General features: G+C 74.0%; 23 protein-coding genes. 8 read left to right on the top strand and 15 right to left on the bottom strand.

The genetic code is table 11. The features are described from left to right. Positions 1-6: 6 nt before the first annotated feature. The 3 genes from ybeY to PIR53_03545 form a co-directional block, all read right to left on the bottom strand. On the bottom strand, positions 7-462 hold the full coding sequence (ybeY, locus tag PIR53_03555) for an rRNA maturation RNase YbeY (protein WZH53076.1): 456 nt from the start codon (positions 460-462) through the stop codon (positions 7-9). After that, on the bottom strand, positions 459-1,517 hold the full coding sequence (locus PIR53_03550) for a PhoH family protein (protein WZH53075.1): 1,059 nt from the start codon (positions 1,515-1,517) through the stop codon (positions 459-461). The genes ybeY and PIR53_03550 overlap by 4 nt, the downstream gene beginning before the upstream one ends. Positions 1,518-1,615: 98 nt before the next feature. Further along, entirely contained in the window at positions 1,616-1,954 is a 339-nt protein-coding gene (locus PIR53_03545; GenBank protein ID WZH53074.1) for a histidine triad nucleotide-binding protein, read from the bottom strand. A gap of 139 nt (positions 1,955-2,093) precedes the next feature. On the opposite strand from PIR53_03545, the gene PIR53_03540 reads away from it, so the two are divergent. Further along, the gene (locus PIR53_03540; protein ID WZH53073.1) at positions 2,094-2,993 is read left to right on the top strand and encodes a Gmad2 immunoglobulin-like domain-containing protein; all 900 of its coding nucleotides are present in this window, start codon (positions 2,094-2,096) and stop codon (positions 2,991-2,993) included. A gap of 28 nt (positions 2,994-3,021) precedes the next feature. Here the strand turns inward: PIR53_03540 and PIR53_03535 are convergent, their stop codons facing one another. From PIR53_03535 to hrcA, 3 genes are all read right to left on the bottom strand, one after another. Then, positions 3,022-3,768, bottom strand: coding sequence for a 16S rRNA (uracil(1498)-N(3))-methyltransferase (locus PIR53_03535; protein ID WZH53072.1), 747 nt, complete (start codon positions 3,766-3,768; stop codon positions 3,022-3,024). Between the two features lie 10 nt (positions 3,769-3,778). Continuing rightward, a complete protein-coding gene (dnaJ, locus tag PIR53_03530) occupies positions 3,779-4,963 on the bottom strand; it encodes a molecular chaperone DnaJ (protein ID WZH53071.1) in 1,185 nt (394 codons plus the stop codon). Between the two features lie 76 nt (positions 4,964-5,039). Continuing rightward, positions 5,040-6,086, bottom strand: a complete 1,047-nt coding sequence (gene hrcA / locus PIR53_03525) for a heat-inducible transcriptional repressor HrcA (protein WZH53070.1) — start codon at positions 6,084-6,086, stop codon at positions 5,040-5,042. Between the two features lie 147 nt (positions 6,087-6,233). On the opposite strand from hrcA, the gene PIR53_03520 reads away from it, so the two are divergent. The 3 genes from PIR53_03520 to PIR53_03510 all read left to right on the top strand — a co-directional run bounded on the left by PIR53_03520 (position 6,234) and on the right by PIR53_03510 (position 8,757). Further along, positions 6,234-6,935 carry a hypothetical protein gene (locus PIR53_03520; GenBank protein WZH53069.1) on the top strand — a complete coding sequence of 234 codons (702 nt, stop codon included), beginning with the start codon at positions 6,234-6,236 and terminating at the stop codon, positions 6,933-6,935. 36 nt (positions 6,936-6,971) lie between these two features. Next, the gene (locus tag PIR53_03515) at positions 6,972-7,832 is read left to right on the top strand and encodes an MBL fold metallo-hydrolase (protein ID WZH53068.1); all 861 of its coding nucleotides are present in this window, start codon (positions 6,972-6,974) and stop codon (positions 7,830-7,832) included. Between the two features lie 70 nt (positions 7,833-7,902). Next, positions 7,903-8,757 (top strand): DUF3097 domain-containing protein, encoded by an 855-nt coding sequence (locus PIR53_03510; protein WZH53067.1) that lies wholly within the window; start codon positions 7,903-7,905, stop codon positions 8,755-8,757. A 34-nt stretch (positions 8,758-8,791) separates the two neighbouring features. Here PIR53_03510 and hemW read toward each other — a convergent pair whose 3' ends face one another. The 3 genes from hemW to PIR53_03495 all read right to left on the bottom strand — a co-directional run bounded on the left by hemW (position 8,792) and on the right by PIR53_03495 (position 12,883). Beyond that, positions 8,792-10,027, bottom strand: coding sequence for a radical SAM family heme chaperone HemW (hemW, locus tag PIR53_03505; protein WZH53066.1), 1,236 nt, complete (start codon positions 10,025-10,027; stop codon positions 8,792-8,794). Between the two features lie 23 nt (positions 10,028-10,050). Next, positions 10,051-10,962, bottom strand: coding sequence for a 3,4-dioxygenase subunit beta (locus tag PIR53_03500; protein WZH53065.1), 912 nt, complete (start codon positions 10,960-10,962; stop codon positions 10,051-10,053). Positions 10,963-11,062: 100 nt separating this feature from the next. Then, a complete protein-coding gene (locus PIR53_03495; protein WZH53064.1) occupies positions 11,063-12,883 on the bottom strand; it encodes a long-chain fatty acid--CoA ligase in 1,821 nt (606 codons plus the stop codon). Between the two features lie 190 nt (positions 12,884-13,073). Here PIR53_03495 and PIR53_03490 point away from each other — a divergent pair, with 190 nt between their 5' ends. Both PIR53_03490 and PIR53_03485 read left to right on the top strand, forming a co-directional pair. Continuing rightward, entirely contained in the window at positions 13,074-13,556 is a 483-nt protein-coding gene (locus PIR53_03490) for a hypothetical protein (GenBank protein ID WZH53063.1), read from the top strand. Further along, the gene (locus PIR53_03485; GenBank protein WZH53062.1) at positions 13,553-13,861 is read left to right on the top strand and encodes a transcriptional regulator; all 309 of its coding nucleotides are present in this window, start codon (positions 13,553-13,555) and stop codon (positions 13,859-13,861) included. Before PIR53_03490 ends, PIR53_03485 begins: the two co-directional genes overlap by 4 nt. Positions 13,862-13,888: 27 nt before the next feature. Here the strand turns inward: PIR53_03485 and PIR53_03480 are convergent, their stop codons facing one another. Together PIR53_03480 and PIR53_03475 are read right to left on the bottom strand one after the other, a co-directional pair. Next, positions 13,889-14,800 carry an aminoglycoside phosphotransferase family protein gene (locus PIR53_03480; GenBank protein WZH53061.1) on the bottom strand — a complete coding sequence of 304 codons (912 nt, stop codon included), beginning with the start codon at positions 14,798-14,800 and terminating at the stop codon, positions 13,889-13,891. Next, positions 14,797-15,648 carry an AraC family transcriptional regulator gene (locus PIR53_03475; protein WZH53060.1) on the bottom strand — a complete coding sequence of 284 codons (852 nt, stop codon included), beginning with the start codon at positions 15,646-15,648 and terminating at the stop codon, positions 14,797-14,799. The genes PIR53_03480 and PIR53_03475 overlap by 4 nt, the downstream gene beginning before the upstream one ends. 51 nt (positions 15,649-15,699) lie before the next feature. On the opposite strand from PIR53_03475, the gene PIR53_03470 reads away from it, so the two are divergent. After that, positions 15,700-16,314 (top strand): TIGR03086 family metal-binding protein, encoded by a 615-nt coding sequence (locus tag PIR53_03470; protein WZH53059.1) that lies wholly within the window; start codon positions 15,700-15,702, stop codon positions 16,312-16,314. A 4-nt stretch (positions 16,315-16,318) separates the two neighbouring features. On the opposite strand, the gene lepA is transcribed toward PIR53_03470, so the two are convergent. Beyond that, complete coding sequence (lepA, locus tag PIR53_03465) at positions 16,319-18,211, bottom strand: translation elongation factor 4 (protein ID WZH53058.1); 1,893 nt, start codon at positions 18,209-18,211, stop codon at positions 16,319-16,321. A gap of 196 nt (positions 18,212-18,407) precedes the next feature. On the opposite strand from lepA, the gene rpsT reads away from it, so the two are divergent. Beyond that, the gene (gene rpsT, locus PIR53_03460) at positions 18,408-18,668 is read left to right on the top strand and encodes a 30S ribosomal protein S20 (GenBank protein ID WZH53057.1); all 261 of its coding nucleotides are present in this window, start codon (positions 18,408-18,410) and stop codon (positions 18,666-18,668) included. 91 nt (positions 18,669-18,759) lie between these two features. On the opposite strand, the gene holA is transcribed toward rpsT, so the two are convergent. Genes holA through PIR53_03445 form a run of 3 tightly spaced genes read right to left on the bottom strand, consistent with a single transcriptional unit; the run spans position 18,760 to position 23,368 of the window. Then, a complete protein-coding gene (gene holA / locus PIR53_03455) occupies positions 18,760-19,776 on the bottom strand; it encodes a DNA polymerase III subunit delta (GenBank protein ID WZH53056.1) in 1,017 nt (338 codons plus the stop codon). 42 nt (positions 19,777-19,818) lie between these two features. Then, a complete protein-coding gene (locus tag PIR53_03450; GenBank protein WZH53055.1) occupies positions 19,819-22,239 on the bottom strand; it encodes a ComEC/Rec2 family competence protein in 2,421 nt (806 codons plus the stop codon). A 1-nt stretch (position 22,240) separates the two neighbouring features. After that, complete coding sequence (locus tag PIR53_03445; GenBank protein WZH53054.1) at positions 22,241-23,368, bottom strand: ComEA family DNA-binding protein; 1,128 nt, start codon at positions 23,366-23,368, stop codon at positions 22,241-22,243. Positions 23,369-23,457 lie beyond the last annotated feature (89 nt).

Here is a 23,457-nt window from a genome sequence, read left to right as displayed (position 1 = left end):
ATGCTCTCAGGTGGTGGCACGCCACCGGGCCAGCAGGTCGTCCTGCAGCCCGAACATCTCCTTGTGCTCCTCCGGCTCCGCGTGGTCGTAGCCCAGCAGGTGCAGGATGCCGTGCACCGTCAGCAGCTCGATCTCGGCGAGCGCGCCGTGCCCGGCGGTCTCGCCCTGGCGGGCCGCCACGGTCGGGCTGAGCACGAGGTCGCCGAGCACGCCCTCCTCGGGCTCCTCGTCGAGCAGGCCGGGACGCAGCTCGTCCATGGGGAACGAGAGGACGTCGGTCGGCCCCTCCTTGCCCATCCACTGCTCGTTGAGCTCCGCGATGGTCGGCTCGTCGACCAGCTTGATGCACAGCTCGGCCTCGGGGTGCACGCGCATGGCGTCCATCACGAACCGGGCGAGCCGCACCGTGCGCTCGCCGTCGACGAGGTCGGTGTCGGACTCGTCGATGATCTCGATGGTCACGAGGGTCGTCCTCCCTGCGCCTGCGGCCGGCCGGTACGCCGCGGAGCCGTGCCCCGCGGCCCGTCGGGTCGCTCGGAACGGTCAGCCCGGTCGGAGTCGTAGGTGTCGTAGGCCGCGACGATCTTGGCGACCAGGCGGTGGCGCACGACGTCGCCGCTGGTCAGGCGGTTGAAGGAGACGTCGTCGACGTCCTGGAGGATGCTCTCCACCACCCGCAGGCCCGAGGACTGCCCGTTGGGCAGGTCGGTCTGGCTCGTGTCACCCGTGACCACGATCTTGGAGCCGAACCCGAGCCGGGTGAGGAACATCTTCATCTGCTCCGGCGTGGTGTTCTGCGCCTCGTCGAGCACGATGAACGCGTCGTTGAGCGTGCGCCCGCGCATGAACGCGAGCGGGGCGACCTCGATCGTCCCCGACGCCATCAGCTTCGGGATCGTCTCGGGGTCCATCATGTCGTGCAACGCGTCGTACAGCGGCCGCAGGTAGGGGTCGATCTTCTCGCTCAGCGTGCCGGGCAGGTAGCCCAGCCGCTCGCCCGCCTCGACCGCCGGGCGCGTGAGGATGATGCGCGTGACGTCCTTGCTCTGCAGGGCCTGCACGGCCTTCGCCATCGCCAGGTACGTCTTGCCCGTGCCGGCCGGACCGATGCCGAACGTGATGGTGTTCTGGTCGATCGCCTCGACGTACTTCTTCTGGTTGACCGTCTTGGGACGGATGGTGCGGCCGCGGTTGGAGAGGATGTTGAGGCTCAGCACGTCGGCCGGTCGCTCCGTGGTCTCCGCGCGCAGCATGGCGACGACGCGCTCGACGGTCTCGCCGGAGACGCCCTGGCCCGTGCGGATCAGGGTCACCAGCTCGCCCAGGAGGCGCTCGGCCAACGCGATCTCGGGGGGCTCGCCCTCGAGCGTGATGCGGTTGCCGCGCACGTGGACCTGCAGCCCGAAGGCCTGCTCCAGCGCCGCGAGGTGCTCGTCACCCGGTCCGAGGAGGCTGACCATGTCGATGCTGGTGGGCACCGTCACGGTGTGCCGGGCGGCAGTCTGCGATTCAGTCATGGAGGCCCGTGGGGGCGGCCTTTCGGTGCGGGAGACGAACTCCTCCATCGTACGCCGCAGCCCCACCTCGAGGCCTACCCGTTTGTCGCGGGCCCGGCTCAGGCGGGCCAGCCCATCGTCGTGCCGCCGATGACGTGCAGGTGGGCGTGGAAGACGGTCTGCCCGGCGTCCGCCCCCGTGTTGAAGACGAGGCGGTAGCCGTCGAGGCCCTCGGCCTCGGCGACGGCGCGGGCGCTCGTCAGGAGGTCAGCCGCCGTCGCGGGCTCGCCGGCGGCGAGCGCGGCGGCGTTCTCGTAGTGGCTGCGCGGCACCACGAGCACGTGGGTCGGCGCGACCGGGTTGATGTCGCGGAAGGCCAGGGTCGTCCCGGTCTCGTGCACGACGGTGGCGGGGATGTCGCCCGCGACGATGCGGCAGAAGAGGCAGTCGGTGCTCACGTGCCCAACCTAGTGGTGGACCTGGTGGGATCGAGCCGGCTGCCCCACGCAACCGCGGGGGCGGCTCGCGCGTCGTACCCACCAGGCAGCCCGGCCGACGACTACCGTCGAGCCGACCCCACCCGAGGAGGCACCTGACATGTCCGTCCGTCGCACCGTCGTCCCGCTCGCCACCAGCGCCGTGCTCGCCCTGACGCTCGTCGCCTGCGGCGACACCGACGACTCCGACCGCACCGGTGCCTCCGGCGACGGGGGGACCAGCGACGCCTCGCCCTCCGCGCCGGTGAGCACGTCCTCGGACGCGGAGTCGGACCCGGGGTCCGACCCGGGCACCGGCGAGGGCGGCAGCGGCGACGCCGCGACGGCGGTCTACTTCGTGACCGCCGGCCCCCTCGGCGACCGCCTCGTCCGCGAGTTCCAGCCCGGCGGGGCCGACCTGGCCTCCGCGGTCGACCTGCTCTCGGGCACACCGCAGGACCCGGACTACACGAACCCGGCGAGCGGGTGGGTGCAGGACGCCACCCAGGACGGCGACGAGATCGTCGCGACGGTGGACGGCGCGGCCCCCGGCGGCGACGACGCGTCCCTCGTCGTGCAGCAGGTCGTCTACACCCTCCAGGCCGCGGTCGGGGACGCGCTCCCGGTGCGGTTCGTCGACGCCGACGGCGGGGACGTGACCGCGCTCGGCGGCGCGTCCAACCCCGTGGCGGCGGCCCCGCAGCTCGACACGCTGCTCCTCGTCAACATCACCGACCCGGCCGAGGGCACGACGGTCTCGGGCAGCTTCACCGCCACCGGCCGCGCCAGCTCGTTCGAGGCGACGGTGCCGTGGGAGCTCCGCTCAGGGGACCAGGTCGTCGACTCCGGCGTCATGACCCACGGCGGCGACTGGGCGACCGGACTCGGCCCGTGGAGCGTCACCGTGGACGTGAGCGACCTCGACCCCGGTACGTACACGTTCATCGCCCGCACCGACGACCCCTCGGGCGGCGAGGGCCCCGGCCCCTCCGAGGACACGAAGGACATCGTGGTCCAGTGACCTACTGACCCCCGGGGTACGGCGCGGCTCAGCCCCAGCGGGACGTGCGGGCGAGCAGCGCCGCGACCGCGGCGAGCCCGGCGGTCGAGGTGCGCAGCACCTCGGCGCCGAGACGCACGGTCGTGGCCCCGGCGGCCTCGAACGCGGCCACCTCCTCGGGGGCCAGACCGCCCTCGGGACCGACGACGACGCCGATGCGCGCGTCCGCGGCGTCGGGCACGACGAGCTCGGCGAGGGACGCCCGGGCCTCCTCGTGCAGCACGACCACGAGGTCCAGGTCGACCAGGAGCTCGGCGACCTCGGCCGTGGAGGCCATCGGGGTCACCTCGGGGAACCACGCGCGCCGCGCCTGCTTCGCCGCCTCCCGCGCGGTGGCGGCCCACTTCCCGTGGGACTTCACGGCCCGCTCCCCGCGCCACACGGCGACGCTGCGGGCCGCCGCCCACGGCACGATCCGCTCCGCACCGACCTCGGTCAGCACCTCGACGGCCAGCTCTCCGCGGTCGCCCTTCGGCAGCGCCTGCACCACGGTGATCGCGGGCCCGGGCCGGGGCTCGTCGACGACGTCGCGCACCTCGACCTCCAGCACGCGCTTGCCGGTCGCGACGACCACGCCGGTCGCGGAGCGGCCTCGTCCGTCCACGAGCCGCACCTCCTCGCCCACCACCGTGCGGCGCACGGCGACGGCGTGGTGCGCCTCGTCGCCCTCGAGGCGCACGACGGCGCCGGGGCGGGCGTCCGCGAGCGCCGGGCAGAGCTGGACCGGGAGGCTCACCAGCGCCCGCTCAGTGGTTGAACTTGCCGCGCAGCCGGTCGAGGAACGACCCGCGACGCATCTGCACGGACCCGTCGTCGGCCTGCTGCTCGCCGCGCAGCTCCGCGAGCTCGCGGAGCAGTGCCTCCTGCCGGGAGTCGAGCTTCTGCGGCGTCTCGACGGCGACGGTCACGACCAGGTCGCCACGGGCGGAGCCGCGCAGGCCGGGCACGCCGCGGCCGCGCAGCACCTGCTCGGCGCCCGACTGGGTGCCCGGCTTCACCTCGATGCGGGTCTGGGTCTCGAGGTCGGTGTCCGCGCCGTCCTCGACGAGGTCGGCCTCGAGGAGGGGCAGCGTGATCGAGGCACCGAGGGCCGCGGCGGTCATCGGCACGGTGACGACGCAGTGGAGGTCGTTGCCGTCGCGCACGAAGAACTCGTGCTCGGCGACGCGGATCTCGACGTACAGGTCGCCCGCGGGTCCGCCACCCGGGCCCACCTCGCCCTGGCCGGTGAGCTGCACGCGGGTGCCCGTGTCGACGCCGGCGGGGATCTTGATCGTCAGGTTGCGGCGCGAGCGCACGCGTCCCTCGCCCGAGCAGGTGCGGCAGGGGTCGGGGATGATCGAGCCGAAGCCGCGGCAGGCGGCGCACGGCCGGAGCGTGCGGATCTCGCCGAGGAACGAGCGCTGCACGTGGGCGACCTCGCCCGCGCCGCGGCAGGTGCTGCAGGTCTGCGGGCTCGAGCCGGGCGCGGACCCGTCGCCCTCGCAGGTCTCGCACACGACCGCCGTGTCGACCTTCAGCTCCCGGGTGACGCCGAACGCGGCCTCGGCCAGCTCGACGTCGAGGCGGATGAGGGCGTCCTGGCCGCGGCGCTGGCGCGGTCGCGGGCCCCGTCCGCCCTGGCCGCCCTGCCCCCCGGCACCGCCGCCGAAGAAGGCGTCCATGATGTCGGTGAACGAGAAGCCCTGGCCCTGCCCGGCGCCGCCGAAGCCGCCGCCGAACGGGTCGCCGCCGCGGTCGTAGGCCGCGCGCTTCTGCGGGTCGGACAGCACCTCGTAGGCGCGGCTGACCTCCTTGAACTTCTCCTGCGTCTCCGGGTCGGGGTTGACGTCCGGGTGCAGCTGACGGGCCAGTCGCCGGTACGCCTTCTTGATGGCGTCGGCGTCGGCGTCACGGCTGACGCCGAGCAGCTCGTAGAGGTCCTGGCTCACGTGTGTCCTGTCCATCGCTTCCGTGGTTCTCGTGTCGGTCGGTGCCCGGGCCCGGCCCGGGGAGGTACGTCGCGGCTCAGCTGCCGCTCTCGTCGAGGATGCGCGACATGTAGCGGGCGACGGCGCGCACGGCGGCCATGCTGCCCGCGTAGTCCATGCGCGTGGGTCCGACGATGCCGAGCGACGAGAGCGCCTCGGAGCCCGCGCCGTACCCCGCGGTGACGACGCTGGTGCCCGCCAGCTCCTCGACGGGGCCCTCGGCCCCGATGCGCACGGTCACCCCGCCGCCGGTGGTGGCCTCGCCGAGCAGCTTGAGGAGCACCACCTGCTCCTCGAGCGCCTCGAGCATGGGGCGGAGCATCGTGTCGAAGCCCTCGCCGGCGCGGGCGAGGTTCGCCGCGCCGCCGACGACGACCCGCTGGTCGGAGGAGTGGTCGGCGAGGGCGTCGACGAGCACGGTCACGACGTCGTCGAGCACCGCGTCGCGCACCTCGCCCGGCCCGGTGGCGTCGGGGCCGTCGGCGCGCAGCGACCGCAGGGCGGTGCTGGCGGCGACCAGCCGCTCCCCCACGACGGCCTGGTTGACCTGCGCGCGGAGCGTGGCCACCTGGTCGTCGGCGAGGTCGTGCTGCAGCTCGACGAGCCGCTGCTCGACGCGGCCGCTGGAGAGGATGAGCACGACGAGGAGCCGGCGCGGCGCGAGCGCCACCACCTCGACGTGGCGGACCGTGCTGGCCGACAGCGTCGGGTACTGCACCACCGCGACCTGGTGCGTCAGCTGCGCCAGCATGCGGACGCTGCGCCGCACGACGTCGTCGACGTCCACCGCGCCCTCGAGGAAGGTGGCGATCGCCCGCTTCTCGGCCGCCGACATGGGACGCACCGTGGTGAGCCGGTCGACGAACAGCCGGTAGCCCTTGTCGGTGGGGATCCGGCCGGCGCTCGTGTGGGGCTGGTGGATCAGCCCCTCCTCCTCGAGCACGGCCATGTCGTTGCGCACCGTGGCCGGCGAGACGCCCAGCCCGTGCCGCTCGACGAGCGCCTTGGAGCCCACGGGCTCCTCGGTCGCGACGTAGTCCTCGACGATGGCCCGCAGCACGGCGAGCCGACGCTCCTCGACCACCCTCCGCTCCTTCCGCCGATGTCCGCGCCGAGCCTGGCACTCCTCGCGCGCGAGTGCCAATGCTACGACCATCCACGAATTTCGGGACCCTGGGTGACAGACCTGGAGCGCTAGGTTAGCCTTGCCTAAGTCGCTCAGGAGGTAACCGTGTTCCCCATGCTCACGTCGGCCGATCCCGACCAGCTCGCTGCCCGTGCGCGCAGCGCGCTGTCCTGCCCCGCTGCCGCCAGCATGGTCATCAAGGGCACCGAGCACCTCTTCGGGGGCGACGACCTCGGCCTGCAGGACCGCTCCGGCGTCCCGACGCTCGTGTGCCGCGCCGGCTCCGTCGTCGAGCAGGCCGGGCAGTCCCGCCAGAAGGCCCTGCTCCGCATCATCTCGGGCGTGGTGGAGGAGGACGGCACGACGGAGTCGGTCGTGCTCGCCGGCAAGCTCTCCACGCCGCGCCCCTGCTGCGACCCGTCGATGAGCGCCGTCGCGATCGAGCCGACCATCATCATGCTCATCCGCACGCAGGCGGACGGCACGACGCGGCAGTACCGGGTGCCCACCGCCCTGTTCACCAGCCCCGTGCACGCCCTCAACCAGGGCTACCTGCGGCGCTGCACCCAGCACCTCAACGAGTGCCACGACGCCGAACTCCGCCAGGCGGTCTCGCTGTGCACCGGCACCCCGGCCCCGCGCCTCATCGGCGCCGCGCTCCACGACCTCTCGGCGACCGGGGTCGAGGTGCACTGGGTCGACGTCGACGGCGCCCACCTGCGCCGCGTCGCGTTCGCCGCGCCGGCGGCGACCCCCGACGAGCTCGCGGCCGCCCTCCGCGAGCACCTGCACGCCGGGCTCTGCTGACCCGCCCCGCCGGCCCGCCCGCCTAGGGTGGGCCTCGTGCCGGACGAGGAGCTCACGGAGGTCGCGGATCGCGTCTGGGTCGCGCGCCACGCCTGGTACGACGTCAACGTCACCCTCGTCGCCGGCACGGCAGGCGCCGTGCTCGTCGACACCCTCGCGTCCGAGCGCGCCGCGGCCGGTCTCGTCGAGCGGGTACGCCGCGTGCTCGCCCCCGGCACGCCCCTGCTGGCCGTCGTGGACACCCACGAGCACCACGACCACGTGCTCGGCAACGGCACCGTCCTCGACGCCTGGCCCGCGGCCGCGCTCGTCGGCCACGAGACCGCAGCGGCGCGCATCCCCACCAGCGTCCCGGCCCAGCTCGACGCCGAGGCGGTCGCCACCCCCGACGACCCCCGGCTCGAGGAGATGCGCGCGAGCCGCGTCGTCGCGCCGACCACCACGTTCTCGGGGGTCCACGTGCTCGACCTCGGCGACCGCCACGTCGAGCTCCTCCACCCGGGGCGGGGCCACACGGCCGGCGACCTCGTCGTGCACGTGCCCGACGCCGACGTCCTCGTCGCCGGCGACCTCGTGGAGGCCCTCCCCGCCTACGGCCCCGACAGCCATCCCCTGGAGTGGCCCGGCTCCCTCGAGCTCCTGCTCGGCCTGCTCTCCCCCACCTCGGTCGTCGTCCCCGGGCACGGCGCCGTGACCGACCGGAGCGCCGTGGCGGCGCAGCACGACGACGTCGCCCGCGTGGCGGCGACGATCGCGGAGCTGGCAGGCCGCGGCGTACCGGCGTCGGCGGCGCTCGCCACCGGCGACTGGCCCTATCCCCGGGAGGCGCTGGAGCACGCCGTACGGCGCGGCTACGCCCACCTGCCGCCGGGGGCGGTGCGCCTCCCCCTCGTCTGACGCCCGATGACCGGCCCGACGCGGCGTGGCTCGCCAGGACCGTCGGTGGCGCCCCCTAGCGTCTACGGACGTGAACGACCGCTACGGAACCGACGTCCTGTCCGGCGACTGGCGCGCCCCGAAGCGGGGCCGCGCCGTGGAGCACCCGGCCGACCTCGGCCTCGTCGTCGAGGAGGTCACGACCGACTGGTGCGGCGAGATCGTCACGGTCGACCGTGACCTCGACGTGCTGACGCTGGAGGACCGGCGGGGCAAGCGCCGCACGTTCCCGCTCGGCCCGGGGTTCCTGCTCGAGGGCAGGCCGGTGATCCTCACGGCGCCCGTGCGGGCCGCGGCGGCACCGGCCCGGCCCACGCGCACGGCCTCCGGCTCGATCGCGGTGCACGACGCGAAGGCACGGGTCGCGCGGGAGTCGCGGATCTTCGTGGAGGGTCGGCACGACGCGGAGCTGGTGGAGAAGGTCTGGGGCGACGACCTGCGCATCGAGGGCGTGGTCGTGGAGTTCCTCGGCGGGGTCGACGACCTGGCCGACCACCTCGTCGACTTCAAGCCGGGTCCGGGTCGTCGGGTGGGCGTGCTCGTCGACCACCTGGTGCGGGGCTCGAAGGAGAGCCGCATCGCCGACTCGATCGCGCGCTCGGCGGTGGGCGGGCACGTGCTGATCGTCGGCCACCCGTTCGTCGACATCTGGCAGGCGGTGAAGCCCGACCGGATCGGCCTGCGGGAGTGGCCCACCATCCCGCGCTCCATCGAGTGGAAGCACGGCGTCTGCCAGCACCTGGGCTGGCCGCACCGCAACCAGGCCGACATCGCGCGTGCCTGGCAGCAGATCCTCGGCCGGGTGTCGTCGTTCGCCGACCTCGAGCCCGCGCTGCTGGGCCGGGTCGAGGAGCTCATCGACTTCGTGACGGACCCCGCCGGCTGAGCCTGCGGCCCCTGCCGAGCCCTCAGCCGCGCCCTCAGCCGAGGAGGTCCCGCACGACCCCGTCGGCGAGGAGGCGTCCCTCGCGGGTGAGCACGACCCGGGCCCCGGTCCCGGGGCCCGGGGGCTCGACGAGCCCCCGCCGCGCCAGGTCGGGCAGGGCGGCGCGGCCCTCGTCGTCGAGCACGTCGACCGGGAGGCCGTCGCGCAGGCGGGTCTCGAGCAGCACACGCTCGACGCGCCGCACGTCGTCGTCGAGCAGCTCGCGCTCGTGGCCCGGGGAGAGACCCGCGCCGAGGCGGTCGGCGTAGGCCACCGGGTGCCGCACGTTCCACCAACGCACGCCGCCGACGTGGGAGTGGGCGCCGGGGCCGACGCCCCACCAGTCGTCGCTGCGCCAGTAGGCCAGGTTGTGGCGGCACTCACTGCCGGGACGGGACCAGTTGGAGACCTCGTACCAGGTCAGCCCCGCGGCGGTGAGCACCTCGTCGGCGAGGTGGTACTTGTCGGCCAGGTCGTCCTCGTCGGGCGCCGCGACCTCGCCGCGCCGCACCCGGCGGGCCAGGGCCGTGCCGTCCTCGACGATGAGCGAGTACGCCGACACGTGGTCGGGCTCGCAGGCCAGCGCCGCCTCGAGGCTGGAGCGCCAGTCGGCCACTGACTCCCCCGCCGTGCCGTAGATGAGGTCGAGGCTGACCTCGTCGAACCCCGCCGCCCGGGCGTCGGCGACGGCCCCCGGCACGCGCTCGGGGTCGTGGGTGCGGTCGAGCACCCGCAGCACGTGGGAGACCGACGACTGCATCCCGAACGACAGCCGGGTGAAGCCGCCGGCGCGCAGCACGTCGAGGTCGGCGCGGGTGACCGAGTCGGGGTTCGCCTCGGTCGTGACCTCGGCGTCGGGCGCCAGACCGAACTCCTCCGCGATCGCGCCCAGCACCGCCGTGAGGTGCTCGGGCGGCAGGAGCGTCGGCGTGCCCCCGCCGAAGAACACGGTGTCCACGGGGCGTCCCACGTCGCCCAGCACGCGGCGGGCCATGCGGACCTCGGCGACCGCGGCGTCGACGTACGTCGCCCGCGACGCCCCGCGCGGGGCGTCCGCACCCCCGAGCTCGGCCGCGGTGTAGGTGTTGAAGTCGCAGTAGCCGCAGCGGACGCGGCAGAAGGGCACGTGCACGTAGAAGGCGAAGGGCCGGTTCCCCAGGTCCGCGAGCGCGGCGGTCGGGAGCGACCCGTCCGCGGGGACGGGGTCGCCGGGCGGCGGGGTGGACGGCACCGGCCGAGTCTCCCAGAGGCGGCTCAGACAGGCACGTTGAGGCGGAGCGTGTAGCCGTCCTCGACGGACCCGGTGAGGTTCCCCATCTGCAGGGAGTGGCCGTCGGAGAACACGTTGTCCGACTCCAGGCTGACCGCCTCGAGGTTGGCGGTGCTCGCGTCGTACCCCGGCGCGGAGGCGTAGACGGTGCGGCAGACGTCCTCGGGGAGCGCGATCTGCGACGTGCGCAGCTTGCCGGAGGCGCTCGTGGCGTCGTCGACCGAGGGATACACCTCGAAGTGCAGGTGGGGCCACCGACCCGAGTAGCAGGCGGGCACGATGCTGGTGAAGCGCAGCGTGCCGTCGTCCCCGGCGACCTGCACCCCCCGGAGGTAGTTCTCCCCCTCGATCCCGGAGGAGTAGAGCGAGTAGGCGCCGTCGCGGTCGCAGTGCCACAGGTAGACCGCGGCCCCGGCGTACGGCGTGATCCCGTCCGCGCCGTTGTCGTAGACCGTGAGGTCGATGGTGAGCGGGACACCGTCGGCCACACCGGTGGCGTCGCCGAAGCTGCGGGTGATGTCGCTGCGGACGATGCCGGACTCCGTGAGGACGTTGACGCCGTTGGTGCCGTCGGCCGGGTAGGGACCGCCGGTCTCCTCGGGGATGTCGCCCTCGTCGAGACCGTCCTGGCTGACGGCGCCGCCCGCCCCGCCCGGAGCCCCGCCCGGGCCGCCCGACCCTCCGGCCACCCCGCCCGCCGCGGAGCTGCCCGACGTGGCGCTCGAGCCGGCGTCGGACCCGGCCGCGCAGCCGACGAGTCCCACCGCCCCGATACCGCCGAGCAGGCCCAGCACGCCGCGGCGGGCCATCGGCCGGCGCACCATGCCGGCGCCCTGCATCACGGGGAGGTCGTGCTCGAGGCCCTCGCGGTGCTCGTCGTGGTCGTGGTGGGTCATGGGGCTCTCCTCGCAGGAACGGACATGGGTGCCGCCGGCTCTCGCCGGCGACACCCATGCCACCGCCCCGCGCTGTGGAGCCCCTGTGGACCCGCTGTGCTCAGGCGTACAGGTTCTCGATCGTCTCCTGGTTGTTGCGCTCCACCACGGGCCGCTTGACCTTGAGCGACGGGGTCAGCTCACCGGACTCGATGGTGAGGTCGTGGTCGAGGATCGTGTGCTTCTTGATCGTCTCCCAGCGGTTGAGGCGGGTGTTGAGCTGCTCGACGTAGCCGTCGATCAGCTTCTGCATCGCGGGCGAGCTGACGACCTCCGTGTAGGACTTGCCCTCCATGCCGTTGTGGCTGGCCCAGTCGGCGACCTGGTCGGGGTCGAGCGTGATCAGCGCGACGCAGTAGTTGCGGTTGTTGCCGATCACGAGGAACTGGCTCGCGTAGGGGCACAGCGCCTTGAACTGCGACTCGATGGCGGACGGCGCGATGTACTTGCCGCCCGACGTCTTGAACAGGTCCTTCTTCCGGTCGGTGATGCGCAGGAAGCCGTCGGCGTCGAGCTCGCCGATGTCCCCCGTGTGGAGCCAGCCGTCGGCGTCCAACGTCTCGGCGGTCTTGTCGGGCAGGTTGTGGTAGCCCTGCATCACGTTGGGACCCTTGATGAGGACCTCGCCGTCCTCGGCGATCTTGACCTCGCCCCCCGGGAAGACGTGGCCGACGGAGCCGAACTTGTACTGCTCCGGGTGGTTCACGAACGCGCCGGCCGCCGTCTCCGTGAGGCCGTAGCCCTCGAGCACGAGGATGCCCGCCGCGTGGAACCACTCCGCCACCTCGCGGTTGAGCGCCGCGGATCCCGAGATGAAGAACCGGACCCGCCCGCCGAAGCGGTCGCGGACCTTGGAGAAGACGAGCTTGTCGAAGAGACCGTGCTGCAGCTTCAGCAGCGGCGGGACCGACTGGCCCTCGCGCTTGCGCCGGTCGACCTCGAGGCCGACCGCGAAGGCCTTCTTGAACAGCTTCTCCTTCGCGCCGCCCTCGTTGGCCTGCATCGTGACGATCTTGCCGTGCGCCTTCTCGAAGATGCGGGGAGCGGCGCCCATGAAGGTCGGCTTCACGACGCCGAGGTTGTCGACGATCCGCTCGACGCGACCGTCGATCGCGGTCGCGAAGCCGCACGCCATCTGCACGCTGAGGAGCACCTTGCCGAACGAGTGCGCCATCGGCAGCCACAGGAACTGCAGGTCGCTCTCGTCGAGGATGCCCTGGCTCTTGATCGCCTCGCCCTCGTAGACCCACGCGCGGTGGAGCAGGCGGACACCCTTGGGCTTGCCCGTCGTGCCGGAGGTGTAGATCAGCGTCGCGAGCGCGTCGGGCTCGATCGATTCGGCCACCTTGCGCACCGCGTCGGGGGTCTGCGCGAGCAGGCCGTCGCCGAGCACCGCGAGGTCCTCGAGCCCGATCACCCAGTCGCCGTCAGCGGTGCCGTCGAACGTGACGACCTTCGCGACGGTCGGCAGCTCGGAGCGGTGCTCGCGCAGCTTGGCGATCTGCTCGTCGTCCTCCGCGAAGACGACCTGGCACTCGGCGTCCCCGACGATGTACGCCGTGTCGGCGGCGTTGGTCGACGGGTAGACCGTGGTGGTCGCGCCGCCGGCCGCCATGACCGCCAGGTCCGCGACGATCCACTCGTAGCGCGTCGACGAGGCGATGCCGACCCGCTGCTCGGCCTCGAGACCCAGCGCGAGGAGCCCGGCGGCGACGCGGTTGACCCGCTCCCCCGCCTCGCGCCACGTGACCGAGGTCCAGGTGTCGCCCACCGGGTAGCGGTAGGCCTCGCGGTCGGCGGACTTCTCGACGCGATCGAGGAACTGGACGGCCACGTTGCGCGGCATGTGCTCGAGGAACGAGGCGTCGTGGTTGATCGGCATGCGGTCTACCTGCTTTCTCGGGGTCCGTGCCCTCGTCGCGGGCCCTCGGGGTGTGCCTCCGTAACCTAGATCACTTTGCCTACTCGGGGGTAGCGCTCGACGCCGAATGTCCAGGACTGCGGCCGGATTCCACGACCGGCGACACGCTTTCTGCTTGCACAACTGGAAAGCGATAGCTATGGTTTCCGACATGGAAAGCGATGAGCTCCGTGCCCAGCTCCACGACCTCGAGCGCGCCGAGGCCGCGCCGTACGTGGACCAGCGTCCGTCGCCCTGGTGGTTCGCTCCCGCCTTCGGGCTCTGGTTCGGCGTCATGGCGGCCGTGCAGGACTTCCACTGGTCCAACGACGTCGACAGCGCGTGGCAGGCCCTCGTCACGGTGGGTGTCGTCATCCCCATGGCCGCCCTCATCGGGGCGTACACCTCCTGGCACCAGCGCTACCACGGCGCCTGGCCCAAGCTCGTCGGACCCAAGCCGCCCGAGATCCGCCGGGTCTACCGCCTGTACTTCCTGGCGTTCGTCGTGGTGGCCGCCGCGCTCGTCGGCGTCGCGCTCCTCGTGCCGTGGTGGGTCACCGGTCCGGTCACCGCCGTCGTGGCCTACGGCTTCCTCGTGGCCTACGAGCGCATCTACGAGCGCGCTGCCGCCGCGGTGCGGGAGCGTCTCGCGTGAGCGAGACCACCCCCTCCGGACTGGCGGACCTCGACCCCGTCATCCACGCCCCGAAGCGGCTCGCCGCGATGGCGGTGCTGTCGGCGGCCGACCAGGTCACCTTCCAGTTCCTCAAGGAGCGGCTCGGCATCGCCGACTCGGACCTGTCGAAGCAGATGTCCGCGCTCGAGGCGGCGGGGTACGTCGCGGTGCAGAAGTCCGGGCGGGGCCGCGGGGCGAGCACGTCGTTCAAGCTCACGCGAGCCGGGCGCACGGCCTACCGGGCGCACCGGGCGGCCCTGCAGGCGCTGCTCGGCGAGGACTGAGCCCCCGCCCGGCCGGGCGGGCGGGGGTCAGTCCTGCACGGCCTTCGCGATCGTCAGGCAGCGCGTCACGTGGTCGCGGTCGTCGGCGCCCCGGTGCGCGTTGAGGACGCTGCGCACGACGACCCAGTCGCGCGCCCGGTGCTCATCGAGGCCGGCGGTGTCGACGAGCGTGTGGAACCGGCGACGGATGCCGTCGCGCACGGAGTCGCCGGGCACCGCGCCGTACTCGTCGAAGCGGTTCCGCAGCATCGGCTCCGGCTCGTAGTGCGGGTCGCCCGACACCGGCTTCGGGTCGATCGCCACCCAGCCCCGGTCGGCGGCGTGCAGCACGTGGGCGAAGTGCAGGTCGGCGTGCACGATCCGTCCCGTGCTCGCGGGATCGGACACCAGGTCGCGAGCGAGCCCGAGGGCCTGGTCGACGAGGCGGCGCGGGAGCGGCACCCGGCGGGCGTCGCGCTCCAGGTCGGCGGCCCAGCGACCCACGAGGTCGGTCAACGGGCGCAGCTGCGGGGTCGCGGGGCGGTGGAGCGCGCCGTACAGCCCGCCCACCACCTCGCACGCCTCCACGTCCCACGCGTCGGTGAGGTCGACGCCCTCGAGCCGCTCGAGCAGGAGGGCCGACCGCGCGGGGTCCGCGCGGAGGAGGCGTACGGCGCCCCGCCCGGCCCAGCGCTGGAGGGCGAGGTGCGCGTGCGCCGACTCCTCGTCGGGGAACGCGACCTTGAGCACCGCGGGCTCGGCGCCGCGCGCACGTCCCGCGACCGGCACGACGAGCGACGCGAACCCGTGGAGCGCGGGCCCCGTGGGCGCGAGCTCCCAGTCGTCGAGCAGCTCCCCGACGCGCCGCGGCAGCAGCGCCAGCCAGGCCGCCCACGCCTCGCCGAGCGTGGCCCGGGCGAGGAGCCCCGGGGGTACGACGACGGGCCCGGCGCCGCTCACGTGGCGCCTCGCGGCTGGTCGGCGAGGTAGGCGCCCGGGGTCGTGCCGGTGACGGTGCGGAAGTCGCGGGTGAAGTGCGCCTGGTCGGTGTAGCCCAGCTCGGCGGCGAGGCCCGCGAGCGACCGCGTCCCCGCCTTGAGCGCGAGCACCGCGTCGTGGAGGCGACGACGCTGCACGAGCCACTTCGGCGAGAGCCCGAGCCGGTCGGTGGTGAGGCGGTGGAGGGCGCGCTCGCCCAGCCCGACGGCCTCCGCCACCTCGTCGACGCGGGTCACCTCGGGGTGCTCGCGGAGCCAGGCGACGAGGTGGTTGACCAGCAGGCCCTGCTCGTCGACGGGGAGGAACGTGCGGAGGCGACGCTCGTAGGCCGCGATGGCCGCGGCGTGGCTCTCCGGCGCGCTCGGCCCCGCGTCCATCGCCCTCCGGACCTCCCCGGTCAGCGCCGCGCCGTCGAGCGTCGTCAGCGCGTCCAGGTCGAGGTGGACGTCGGTCACCGACGCGACCGGGCGGTCGAGCAGCAGGCGCCCGGCGGCGGGGGTCAGCATCACGCCCGCGGCGTACCCCTCGCCGGAGAGCGTGACCGAGGAGAGGCCCCGCGTGGGGCCGTAGAAGCGGGCGTAGTCGTTGCTCACGACCAGCAGGCAGACCGGGTGCTGGAGCGTGCGCTGCGTCGACGGTGCGGCGAGCGACCAGACGGGGATCCAGTAGCGCTCGACCAGGTCGACGAGGTCGGGCGACGGGGCGTAGCGGTGGAGCGGCGGCGACGGGCGGCTGAGTCCCGTCAGGTGGGCCCGGTCGACCGGGCCGACGAGCTCCTGGAGGGGCTGCGCCTCGCCGTCGTCCGCCACGTGTCCGATTATCACAAGAGGCGGACGCCGCTCCGGCCTAGCGTGCGGCGCATGAGCGAGCCCACCGTTCCCCCGCTGCCCACCGTCCCCTCGTCGGCCGCCGCGATCCGGACCGACCACCTCGCGCGCGCCGAGCGGTTCGCCGGCGTGCTCGACGGCGCCGACGGGCGGTGGGACCGCCCCAGCCCCTGCGCGGGATGGGACGCGCGGGCCGTCGTGCAGCACGTCATCGACACGCAGCGAGAGCTCCTGGAACGGCACGGGCTCCCGGTCCCCGTCGCTCCCGACCTGGGCAGCCGACCCCGGTGCGACGTCGCCGGCGCGTGGCGCGCGCACGTCGCCGCCACGGCGGGCGTGCTCACGGACGAGGTGCTGGACCGCACGTACGACGGCTTCTTCGGGCCCACGACGATCGGCGCCACCCTGCGCGACTTCTACACGTGGGACCTGCTCGTCCACGGCTGGGACGTCGCGCGGGCCACGGGCCAGCCCTACGCGATCTCCGACGCGGACGCGATCAGGCACGACGCGGCGGCGAACGCGTGGGGCGACGCCCTGTACGCCGAGGGCGTCTGCGCCGCGGCGGTGCCCGTGCCGGACGACGCGAGCCCCGGCGACCGGCTGCTCGGCCGCCTCGGCCGCGACCCGGGGTGGACCGCGGCCTGAGGCGCTACGACTTCTTCTTCTCGGCGGGCTGCGTCGTGGAGAGCGCGGCCACGAAGGCCTCCTGGGGGACCTCGACGCGGCCGACCATCTTCATCCGCTTCTTGCCCTCCTTCTGCTTCTCCAGCAGCTTGCGCTTGCGGCTGATGTCGCCGCCGTAGCACTTGGCGAGCACGTCCTTCCGGATCGCGCGGATGTTCTCGCGGGCGATCACGCGGGCGCCGATGGCGGCCTGGATCGGCACCTCGAACTGCTGCCGCGGGATGAGCTCCTTGAGCTTGCCGGCCATCATCACGCCGTAGCCGTACGCCGCGTCCTTGTGCACGATCGCGCTGAAGGCGTCGACGGGCTCACCCTGCAGGAGGATGTCGACCTTCACGAGGTCGGCGGCCTGCTCGCCCGAGCGCTCGTAGTTGAGCGAGGCGTAGCCCTTGGTCTTCGACTTCAGCTGGTCGAAGAAGTCGAAGGCGATCTCGCCCATGGGCAGCGTGTAGCGCATCTCCACGCGGTCCTCGGACAGGTAGTCCATGCCGAGCAGGGTGCCGCGCTTGGCCTGGCAGAGCTCCATGATGGTGCCGATGTAGTCCGCCGGGGCGAGGATCGTGGCGGAGACGACGGGCTCGCGGACCTCGTGGATCTTCCCGTCGGGGTACTCGCTGGGGTTGGTGACCGTCAGCTGGGAGCCGTCCTCCATGACGACCTCGTAGACCACGTTGGGCGCGGTCGAGATGAGGTCGAGGTTGAACTCCCGCTCGAGCCGCTCGCGGGTGATCTCCATGTGCAGCAGCCCGAGGAAGCCGCAGCGGAAGCCGAAGCCGAGTGCCCCGGAGGTCTCCGGCTCGTAGGTGAGCGAGGCGTCGTTGAGCTGCAGCTTCTCCAACGCGTCGCGCAGCTCGGGGTACTGGTCCCCGTCGATCGGGTAGAGCCCGGCGTAGACCATCGGGGTGGGGTGGGCGTAGCCCCCGAGCGGGTCGGTGGCGCCGTGGTGCTGGCTGGTGACGGTGTCGCCGACGCGGGACTGGCGCACGTCCTTCACGCCGGTGATGAGGTAGCCGGTCTCGCCGACGCCCAGCTCCGCGGCCTTGAGCGGCTCCGGGCTGATCACGCCGACCTCGAGCATCTCGTGCACGGCGCCGCTCGACATCATCTTGATCCGGTCGCGGTGCTTCAACGAGCCGTCGACCACCCGCACGTAGGTGACGACGCCGCGGTAGGTGTCGTAGACGGAGTCGAAGATCAGTGCCCGGGCCGGAGCGTCCGCGTCGCCGACGGGGGCCGGGACCTGCTTGACGATCTCGTTGAGCAGCGCCTCCACCCCGACGCCGGTCTTGGCGGAGGTCAGCAGCACGTCCTCCGGCTCGCAGCCGACGAGGTTCGCCAGCTCGAGGGCGTACTTCTCGACGTTGGCCGACGGCAGGTCGATCTTGTTGAGCACCGGGATGATGTGCAGGTCGGCACCCATCGCCAGGTAGAGGTTCGCGAGCGTCTGCGCCTCGATCCCCTGGGCCGCGTCGACCAGCAGGATCGCCGCCTCGCAGGCCTCCAGCGACCGGGACACCTCGTAGGTGAAGTCGACGTGCCCGGGCGTGTCGATCATGTTGAGCACGTAGGTGCCGGGGCCGGCCTCCACGCCGTGCTGGTCGGCCGCCTCCGCGGTGACCGTCCAGGGCATGCGCACGGCCTGCGACTTGATGGTGATGCCGCGCTCGCGCTCGATGTCCATGCGGTCCAGGTACTGCGCCTTGGCCTCACGCTCGCCCACCACGCCGGTCAGCTGCAGCATCCGGTCGGCAAGGGTCGACTTGCCGTGGTCGATGTGCGCGATGATGCAGAAGTTGCGGATGATCGCGGGGTCGGTGCGCCCCGGCTGGGGCACGGCGGACGCAGGCGTAGCAGGCACCGGCGGATTCTCCCACGAGGTCGGGACGGTCACCGAACCCGTGGCGGTCCCCGCCAGTGGATTCGACGGGCGCGCGGGGCACTTGGTAGCGTGACTCCTCGCGTGTCTGGATGCTGCCTGCCCTCGTGGTGGCGTGCATCGAACGCCACCGTACGACGACCCGACTGACGAGCGACCGAAGGCAGAGAACCACCAGATGGCAAACATCAAGTCCCAGATCAAGCGCAACCGCCAGAACGAGCTGCGTCACGAGCGCAACAAGTCGGTCAAGACCGGCCTGAAGACCGCTGTCCGCAAGTTCCGCGAGGCCGCCGAGGCCGGCGAGAAGGACAAGGCGATCGAGCTCGGCCGCGACGCGTCCAAGAAGCTCGACAAGGCCGCCTCCAAGGGCGTCATCCACAAGAACCAGGCCGCGAACCGCAAGTCCGCGATCGCCAAGCGCGCCGCGTCGCTCTGACGCCAGGCCCACCCCCGTCGTACGCGCAGGGCGCCGACTCCTTCGGGAGTCGGCGCCCTTCGGCGTCTCCGGGCGGGCTCGGCGGTGAGGCTCAGCGCCCGCGCAGGCCGGCGACGGTGAGCACGAGGCGCTCCAGGGAGTAGGCCACGTCGCCGCCCGCTCCCTTGACCTCGGAATCGGCCCGCGCCACCGCGCGGATCGCATCGCGCAGCGCCTGGTCGTCCCAGCCCCGGGACTGGTCGCGCAGCGTGCGCAGCTTCCACGGCGGCACCCCCACCTCGCGGGCGAGGTCGGCCTCGCGCATGCCGCGGGGGGCAGACACGTACCGCGCCAGGCCGCGCGCGCTGCTCGCGAACGCCGAGGTGACGAGCACCGCCGCCGTGCCGGTGTCGAGCGCCCAGCGCAGCTCCTCGAGCGCGCGAGCCTGTCGGCCGAAGAAGGCGTGGTCGGCCACCGCGAAGGACGTCGCCTCGGCGCGACCCCCGAAGTACCTCCCCACCTCCTCCGTGCCGATCCGACGGCCGGTGAAGTCGCTGACGAGCTGGTCGGCCGCGGCCGCCAGCGAGCGGAGGTCGTTGCCCACCGCCTGCACGAGCACCTCGGCCGCCTCCTCGTCGATCGAGCCGCCCGCCGCGCGCACCTCGGAGGCGACGAACCGGGGCAGCTCGTGGGCCTTGAGCTCCGCCGACTTCACCTCGGTCACCGTTCCGACCTTGCGCAGCTTCGCCAGCGTGCCGGTGCCCTTCTGCCCGCCGCCGTGGACCAGCACGAGCGCGACGTCCTCGGCCGGGGCCGCCGCGTAGTCCAGCAGCCCCGCGACCGACTCCTCCGGCAGGTTCTCCAGCGCGCGGACGACCACGCAGCGCGTCGTGGAGAAGAGCGACGGGGCCGCCATCTCCCCCAGCGTGGCCATCGTGAGCTCGGCGGCGGAGGCGTCGGAGAACTCGGCCTCCGGGTCGTGCTTCCGCACGGCGGCGCGCACGCCGACGACGGTGCGCTCGTTGAGGTACTCCTCCTTGCCCGTCACCAGCGTCACCCGACCGAGCACGTCGGCCGGCGACGGCGGACGGGGAGCGGCGGGCGCGGAGGAGCGGGAGCGCGGCGGCATGGGGGCAGACTGCCACAGGCGGCTGACACCCCTGGAGCGACCTCACCCCCGTCCGGTGACGACGCCGATCGGACCGTCGGTGCGGACCGGCCGGGTGACGACGAGGTCACCCGCGAGGTCGGTGCGCAGCACACGGGTGCCCCCCGCCTCGAGGGCGTGTAACAGGTCGGGATCGGGGTGGCCGTAGGTGTTGTCGGCGCCGACCGAGACCAGCGCGACCTCGGCGGTCACGGCGGCGAGCAGCTCGTGCACCTGGTGGCGGCTGCCGTGGTGGGGCACCTTGAGGACGTCGACGTCGAGGCCCCCCGGCCGCGCCGCGACCGTGCGCAGCAGCGTGCGCTGCGCCGGCGGTTCCACGTCGCCGGTGAGGAGCACGCTGACCCCGCCGACCTCGGCCAGCAGCACGAGGCTGGCGTCGTTGGCGCCGCTGCCCTCGCCGTCGCGCTCGCGGGCGCGGCCGCCGCCCGACGGGGCGGCGCGGACGGCCCCCGGCACGGGTCCGAGCACCTCGAGCCGGACGTCGCCCACCTGGCGCACGCTGCCGTGCGCGGGGACCGTGACGGGGATGCCGCGGGCGGCGGCCAGGTCGCGGACGTCTGCCGCCGTCGTGGCCGGTTCGTCGAGCGGGCTCACGTCGACCGCGTCGACCGAGCGACCGTCGAGCACGCCCGCGACCGCACCGGCGTGGTCGTCGTGGAAGTGGGTGAGCACCAGGAGCGCGACGTGGTCGACGCCCAGGCGGTCGAGACAGCCGTCGACGGGTTCGGGGTCGGGGCCCGTGTCGACGACGACGGCCGATCCCGGGCCGGCCCGCAGGACGAGCGCGTCGCCCTGGCCGACGTCGCACGCCACCACGGCCCAGCGGTCGGGGGGCCATCCCGGGGTCGGTGGACGCACGAGCACCACGACCGCGGTCAGCACGCAGGCGAGGAGCACGAGCCGCGGTCGGGCGAGGAACCGGGGCGCGAGCGGCACGACCGCCAGGCACGCCGCCGTCAGGACCGCGAGGGCGAGCGCCGAGGTCCCCCACCCGACGGAGGCGAGCGGCAGCGCCGCGCCCCACTGCGCGACCGTGATGATCCAGCCCACGCACCAGGCGGCCACCGTCCCGGGAATGCGCGACGGCGGTGTCCAGACGAGGCCGACCAGCCCACCGGCGAGACCGAGCACCGTGGCCGGCCCGACGACCGGGGCCACGAGCATGTTGGCGAGGACCGCCACGATGCTCACCTCGCCGGAGATGCCCGCCACGACGGGGGTGCAGGCGAGCTGCGCCGCCGCCGGTACGGCGATGGCCTCGGCCAGCCACCGGGGCATCCAGCGCGCGAGGGCGTCGCGCCACGCGGGGGCCAGCAGCAGGATGCCGGCCGTCGCGAGCACCGACAGCGCGAAGCCGACGGTGGTGGCCAGCCAGGGCTGGAGCAGCAGGAGCACCGTGACCGCGACGCCCAGGCTGCGCGTGCCGCGCCGCAGGCCGTTGCGCCCCATCCCGAGCAGGGCCACCGTGCCCATGGCGGCGGCCCGCACGACGCTCGGCTCGGTGCGGGCCAGGAGCACGAACCCGACGATGCCCACGACCGCGACCACCAGGCGACCGCGACCACGCACCCCGGCCTGCTGCGCCAGCACCAGCAGGAACGCGGTGATGAGGGTGAGGTTGGTCCCCGACACCGCCAGGAGGTGCGTGAGACCGGTCGTCGCGAAGTCCTCGGCCAGCGCGGGGTCGAGGCCGGCGTCGTCCCCGACGACGAGCGACGGGACGAGCACGGCCTGGTCCGGCGGCAGGTGGTCGACGCTCTCCCGCAGCGCCGCCCGCACCGCGGCCGCACCCCGCCACCACACGTCGGGGGCCTCCAGCACCTCCGGGTCGGCACGCGCCCGGAGCACCGCCGCGAGGTCACCGCCGTCCGCAGGAACGAGCCGGCCGGAGACCGCGAGGCGCGCCCCGAGCGGCACGTCGGCCCAGTCCGTGGGTGCCACGACGAGCACCGGTGACCGGACCTCCCACGCCCGCCCCCGCCCCTCCACCACGGTCAGCCGACCACGGACCACGACGTAGTCGGCGAACTGCCCGCTGCGCTCCCGTGGATCACCCGTCACGACGAGCTCGCCCCGCACCGACGCCTGCTCCTCGGCCAGCCCCGCGACCGGACCGGTCGTCGTGCCCACCCGGTGCACCGTCGCGATCCCGGCGGCCGCGGCGAGGAGGAGTGCCGCGGTGAGGGCGGTACCGGTCACCTGCTGGGTGCCGCGACGGCCGAGCAGCCGCGCTCCGACCCCGAGGAGCACGAGCAGGGCGACGACCACGACCGGGGTCGCCCGCACCGGGACCAGCAGCCCGACCAGCGCGCCCACCCAGGCCGTCGCGCCGAGCAGGGGCATGCGGAGGTCGGCGGCGGGCGCCTCCTCCGCCGGGTCGTCCCCCGGCCCGGCGGGGGCACGCCTCCCCTGCCCGCGGGCCACCTCAGACCGTCACGAGCGGGGCCAGCTCGGCCAGCGTGGCCTCGCCGATGCCCTTGACCTCGAGCAGCTCGTCGACGTGGCTGAAGCCGCCGTTCTCCTCCCGCCAGTCGATGATCGCCTGCGCGGTGACGGGTCCGACGCCGGGCAGCAGGTCGAGCGCCGCCAGGTCGGCGGTGTTGAGGTCGACGAGACCCCCGGTCGACGCCCCATCGCCGGGCCCGCCGGGGGCCGCGGCGCCGGGCGCAGCGGGCGCGCCCTCCGACGGGTCGAGACCGACGAGCACCTGCTCGCCGTCGACGAGCACGCGGGCGAGGTTGAGACCGGTCAGGTCGGTGTCGGGGACCGCGCCCCCGGCCGCCTCCACCGCGTCGGCCACCCGAGCGCCGCCCGGGAGCACCACGATCCCCGGCCGCGCGACCCGGCCGGCGACGTGCACGACGACCTCGCCGTCGGTCGCGGTCGGGCTGCCCGCGCCGCCGCCCTCGCCCTCGGCGTCCGAGGCGGACCCGGGAGCGGGCGCGGCCTCCGACGACGGCGTCGCCAACGGCGTCCCGGCCGCCGACGTGGCCACCGCCAGCGGCTCCACCACCTGCTCCTCCGCCCGACCCGCCAGCACCCACCAGCACGTCGCGGCGAGCGCGACCGCGACGAGGACGGCCAGCACGGCGACCTGGGGCGGCCCGATCGTGACCCGACGCCCCGCGCCCGGTCCGCTCGGCCCGTCACCGCCCCCGGTCCCGGCGGGCGGCGGGCCTCCGGCGTACGCCGGGCCGGTCCGCTCGAGCAGGGCGAGGGCGGGCGGCGGCAGCTGCCCGCGCACCCGGCTGAGGACGCTGGGGCGGGCCGCGCGCCGCGCGGCGTGGCGCCCCGGGACCGGGAGCTCGTCACCGGCCCCCTCCTCGCCGACGCCGATGCCGATGCCGATGCCGGTGCCGGTGCGATCGCTCGCCCGGGCCAGCACCTCCGCACGCCAGCGCTCCGCCCGCACGCGCGTGTGGTCGTCGGCCGGGGACAGTCCGGTCAGGCCCGGGAGCCCGGACAGGCCGGACTCCTCCGCGATGCGGGCGAGCCGGGCACGAACGAGGTCGATCGGGGGGCCGTCGTCGGCGGGCAGCGGTCGGGCAGGCATGGCGGCCACGCTAGGAACGGACGGTGCCGCCCGTCGGGCGTGCGCGTCAGCCTGGGGACGACCCAGCCCGACCGGCGTCCTGTGGGCGA

The organism is Nocardioides alkalitolerans, assembly GCA_038184435.1.
Taxonomy (GTDB): Bacteria; Actinomycetota; Actinomycetes; order Propionibacteriales; family Nocardioidaceae; genus Nocardioides; species Nocardioides alkalitolerans_A.
Note: the sequence above shows the minus strand (reverse complement) of the source record. Positions and strands in the feature narration are given on the sequence as shown.

What these genes read in the sequence shown, in the direction of transcription:
- rpsT (WZH53057.1), top strand. Translation starts at nt 18,408, where the DNA reads ATGGCAAACATCAAGTCCCAGATCAAGCGCAACCGCCAGAACGAGCTG.
- PIR53_03500 (WZH53065.1), bottom strand. Translation starts at nt 10,962, where the DNA reads ATGACCCACCACGACCACGACGAGCACCGCGAGGGCCTCGAGCACGAC.
- PIR53_03445 (WZH53054.1), bottom strand. Translation starts at nt 23,368, where the DNA reads ATGCCTGCCCGACCGCTGCCCGCCGACGACGGCCCCCCGATCGACCTC.
- holA (WZH53056.1), bottom strand. Translation starts at nt 19,776, where the DNA reads ATGCCGCCGCGCTCCCGCTCCTCCGCGCCCGCCGCTCCCCGTCCGCCG.
- PIR53_03540 (WZH53073.1), top strand. Translation starts at nt 2,094, where the DNA reads ATGTCCGTCCGTCGCACCGTCGTCCCGCTCGCCACCAGCGCCGTGCTC.
- PIR53_03470 (WZH53059.1), top strand. Translation starts at nt 15,700, where the DNA reads ATGAGCGAGCCCACCGTTCCCCCGCTGCCCACCGTCCCCTCGTCGGCC.
- PIR53_03550 (WZH53075.1), bottom strand. Translation starts at nt 1,517, where the DNA reads ATGACTGAATCGCAGACTGCCGCCCGGCACACCGTGACGGTGCCCACC.
- PIR53_03495 (WZH53064.1), bottom strand. Translation starts at nt 12,883, where the DNA reads ATGCCGATCAACCACGACGCCTCGTTCCTCGAGCACATGCCGCGCAAC.
- PIR53_03490 (WZH53063.1), top strand. Translation starts at nt 13,074, where the DNA reads ATGGAAAGCGATGAGCTCCGTGCCCAGCTCCACGACCTCGAGCGCGCC.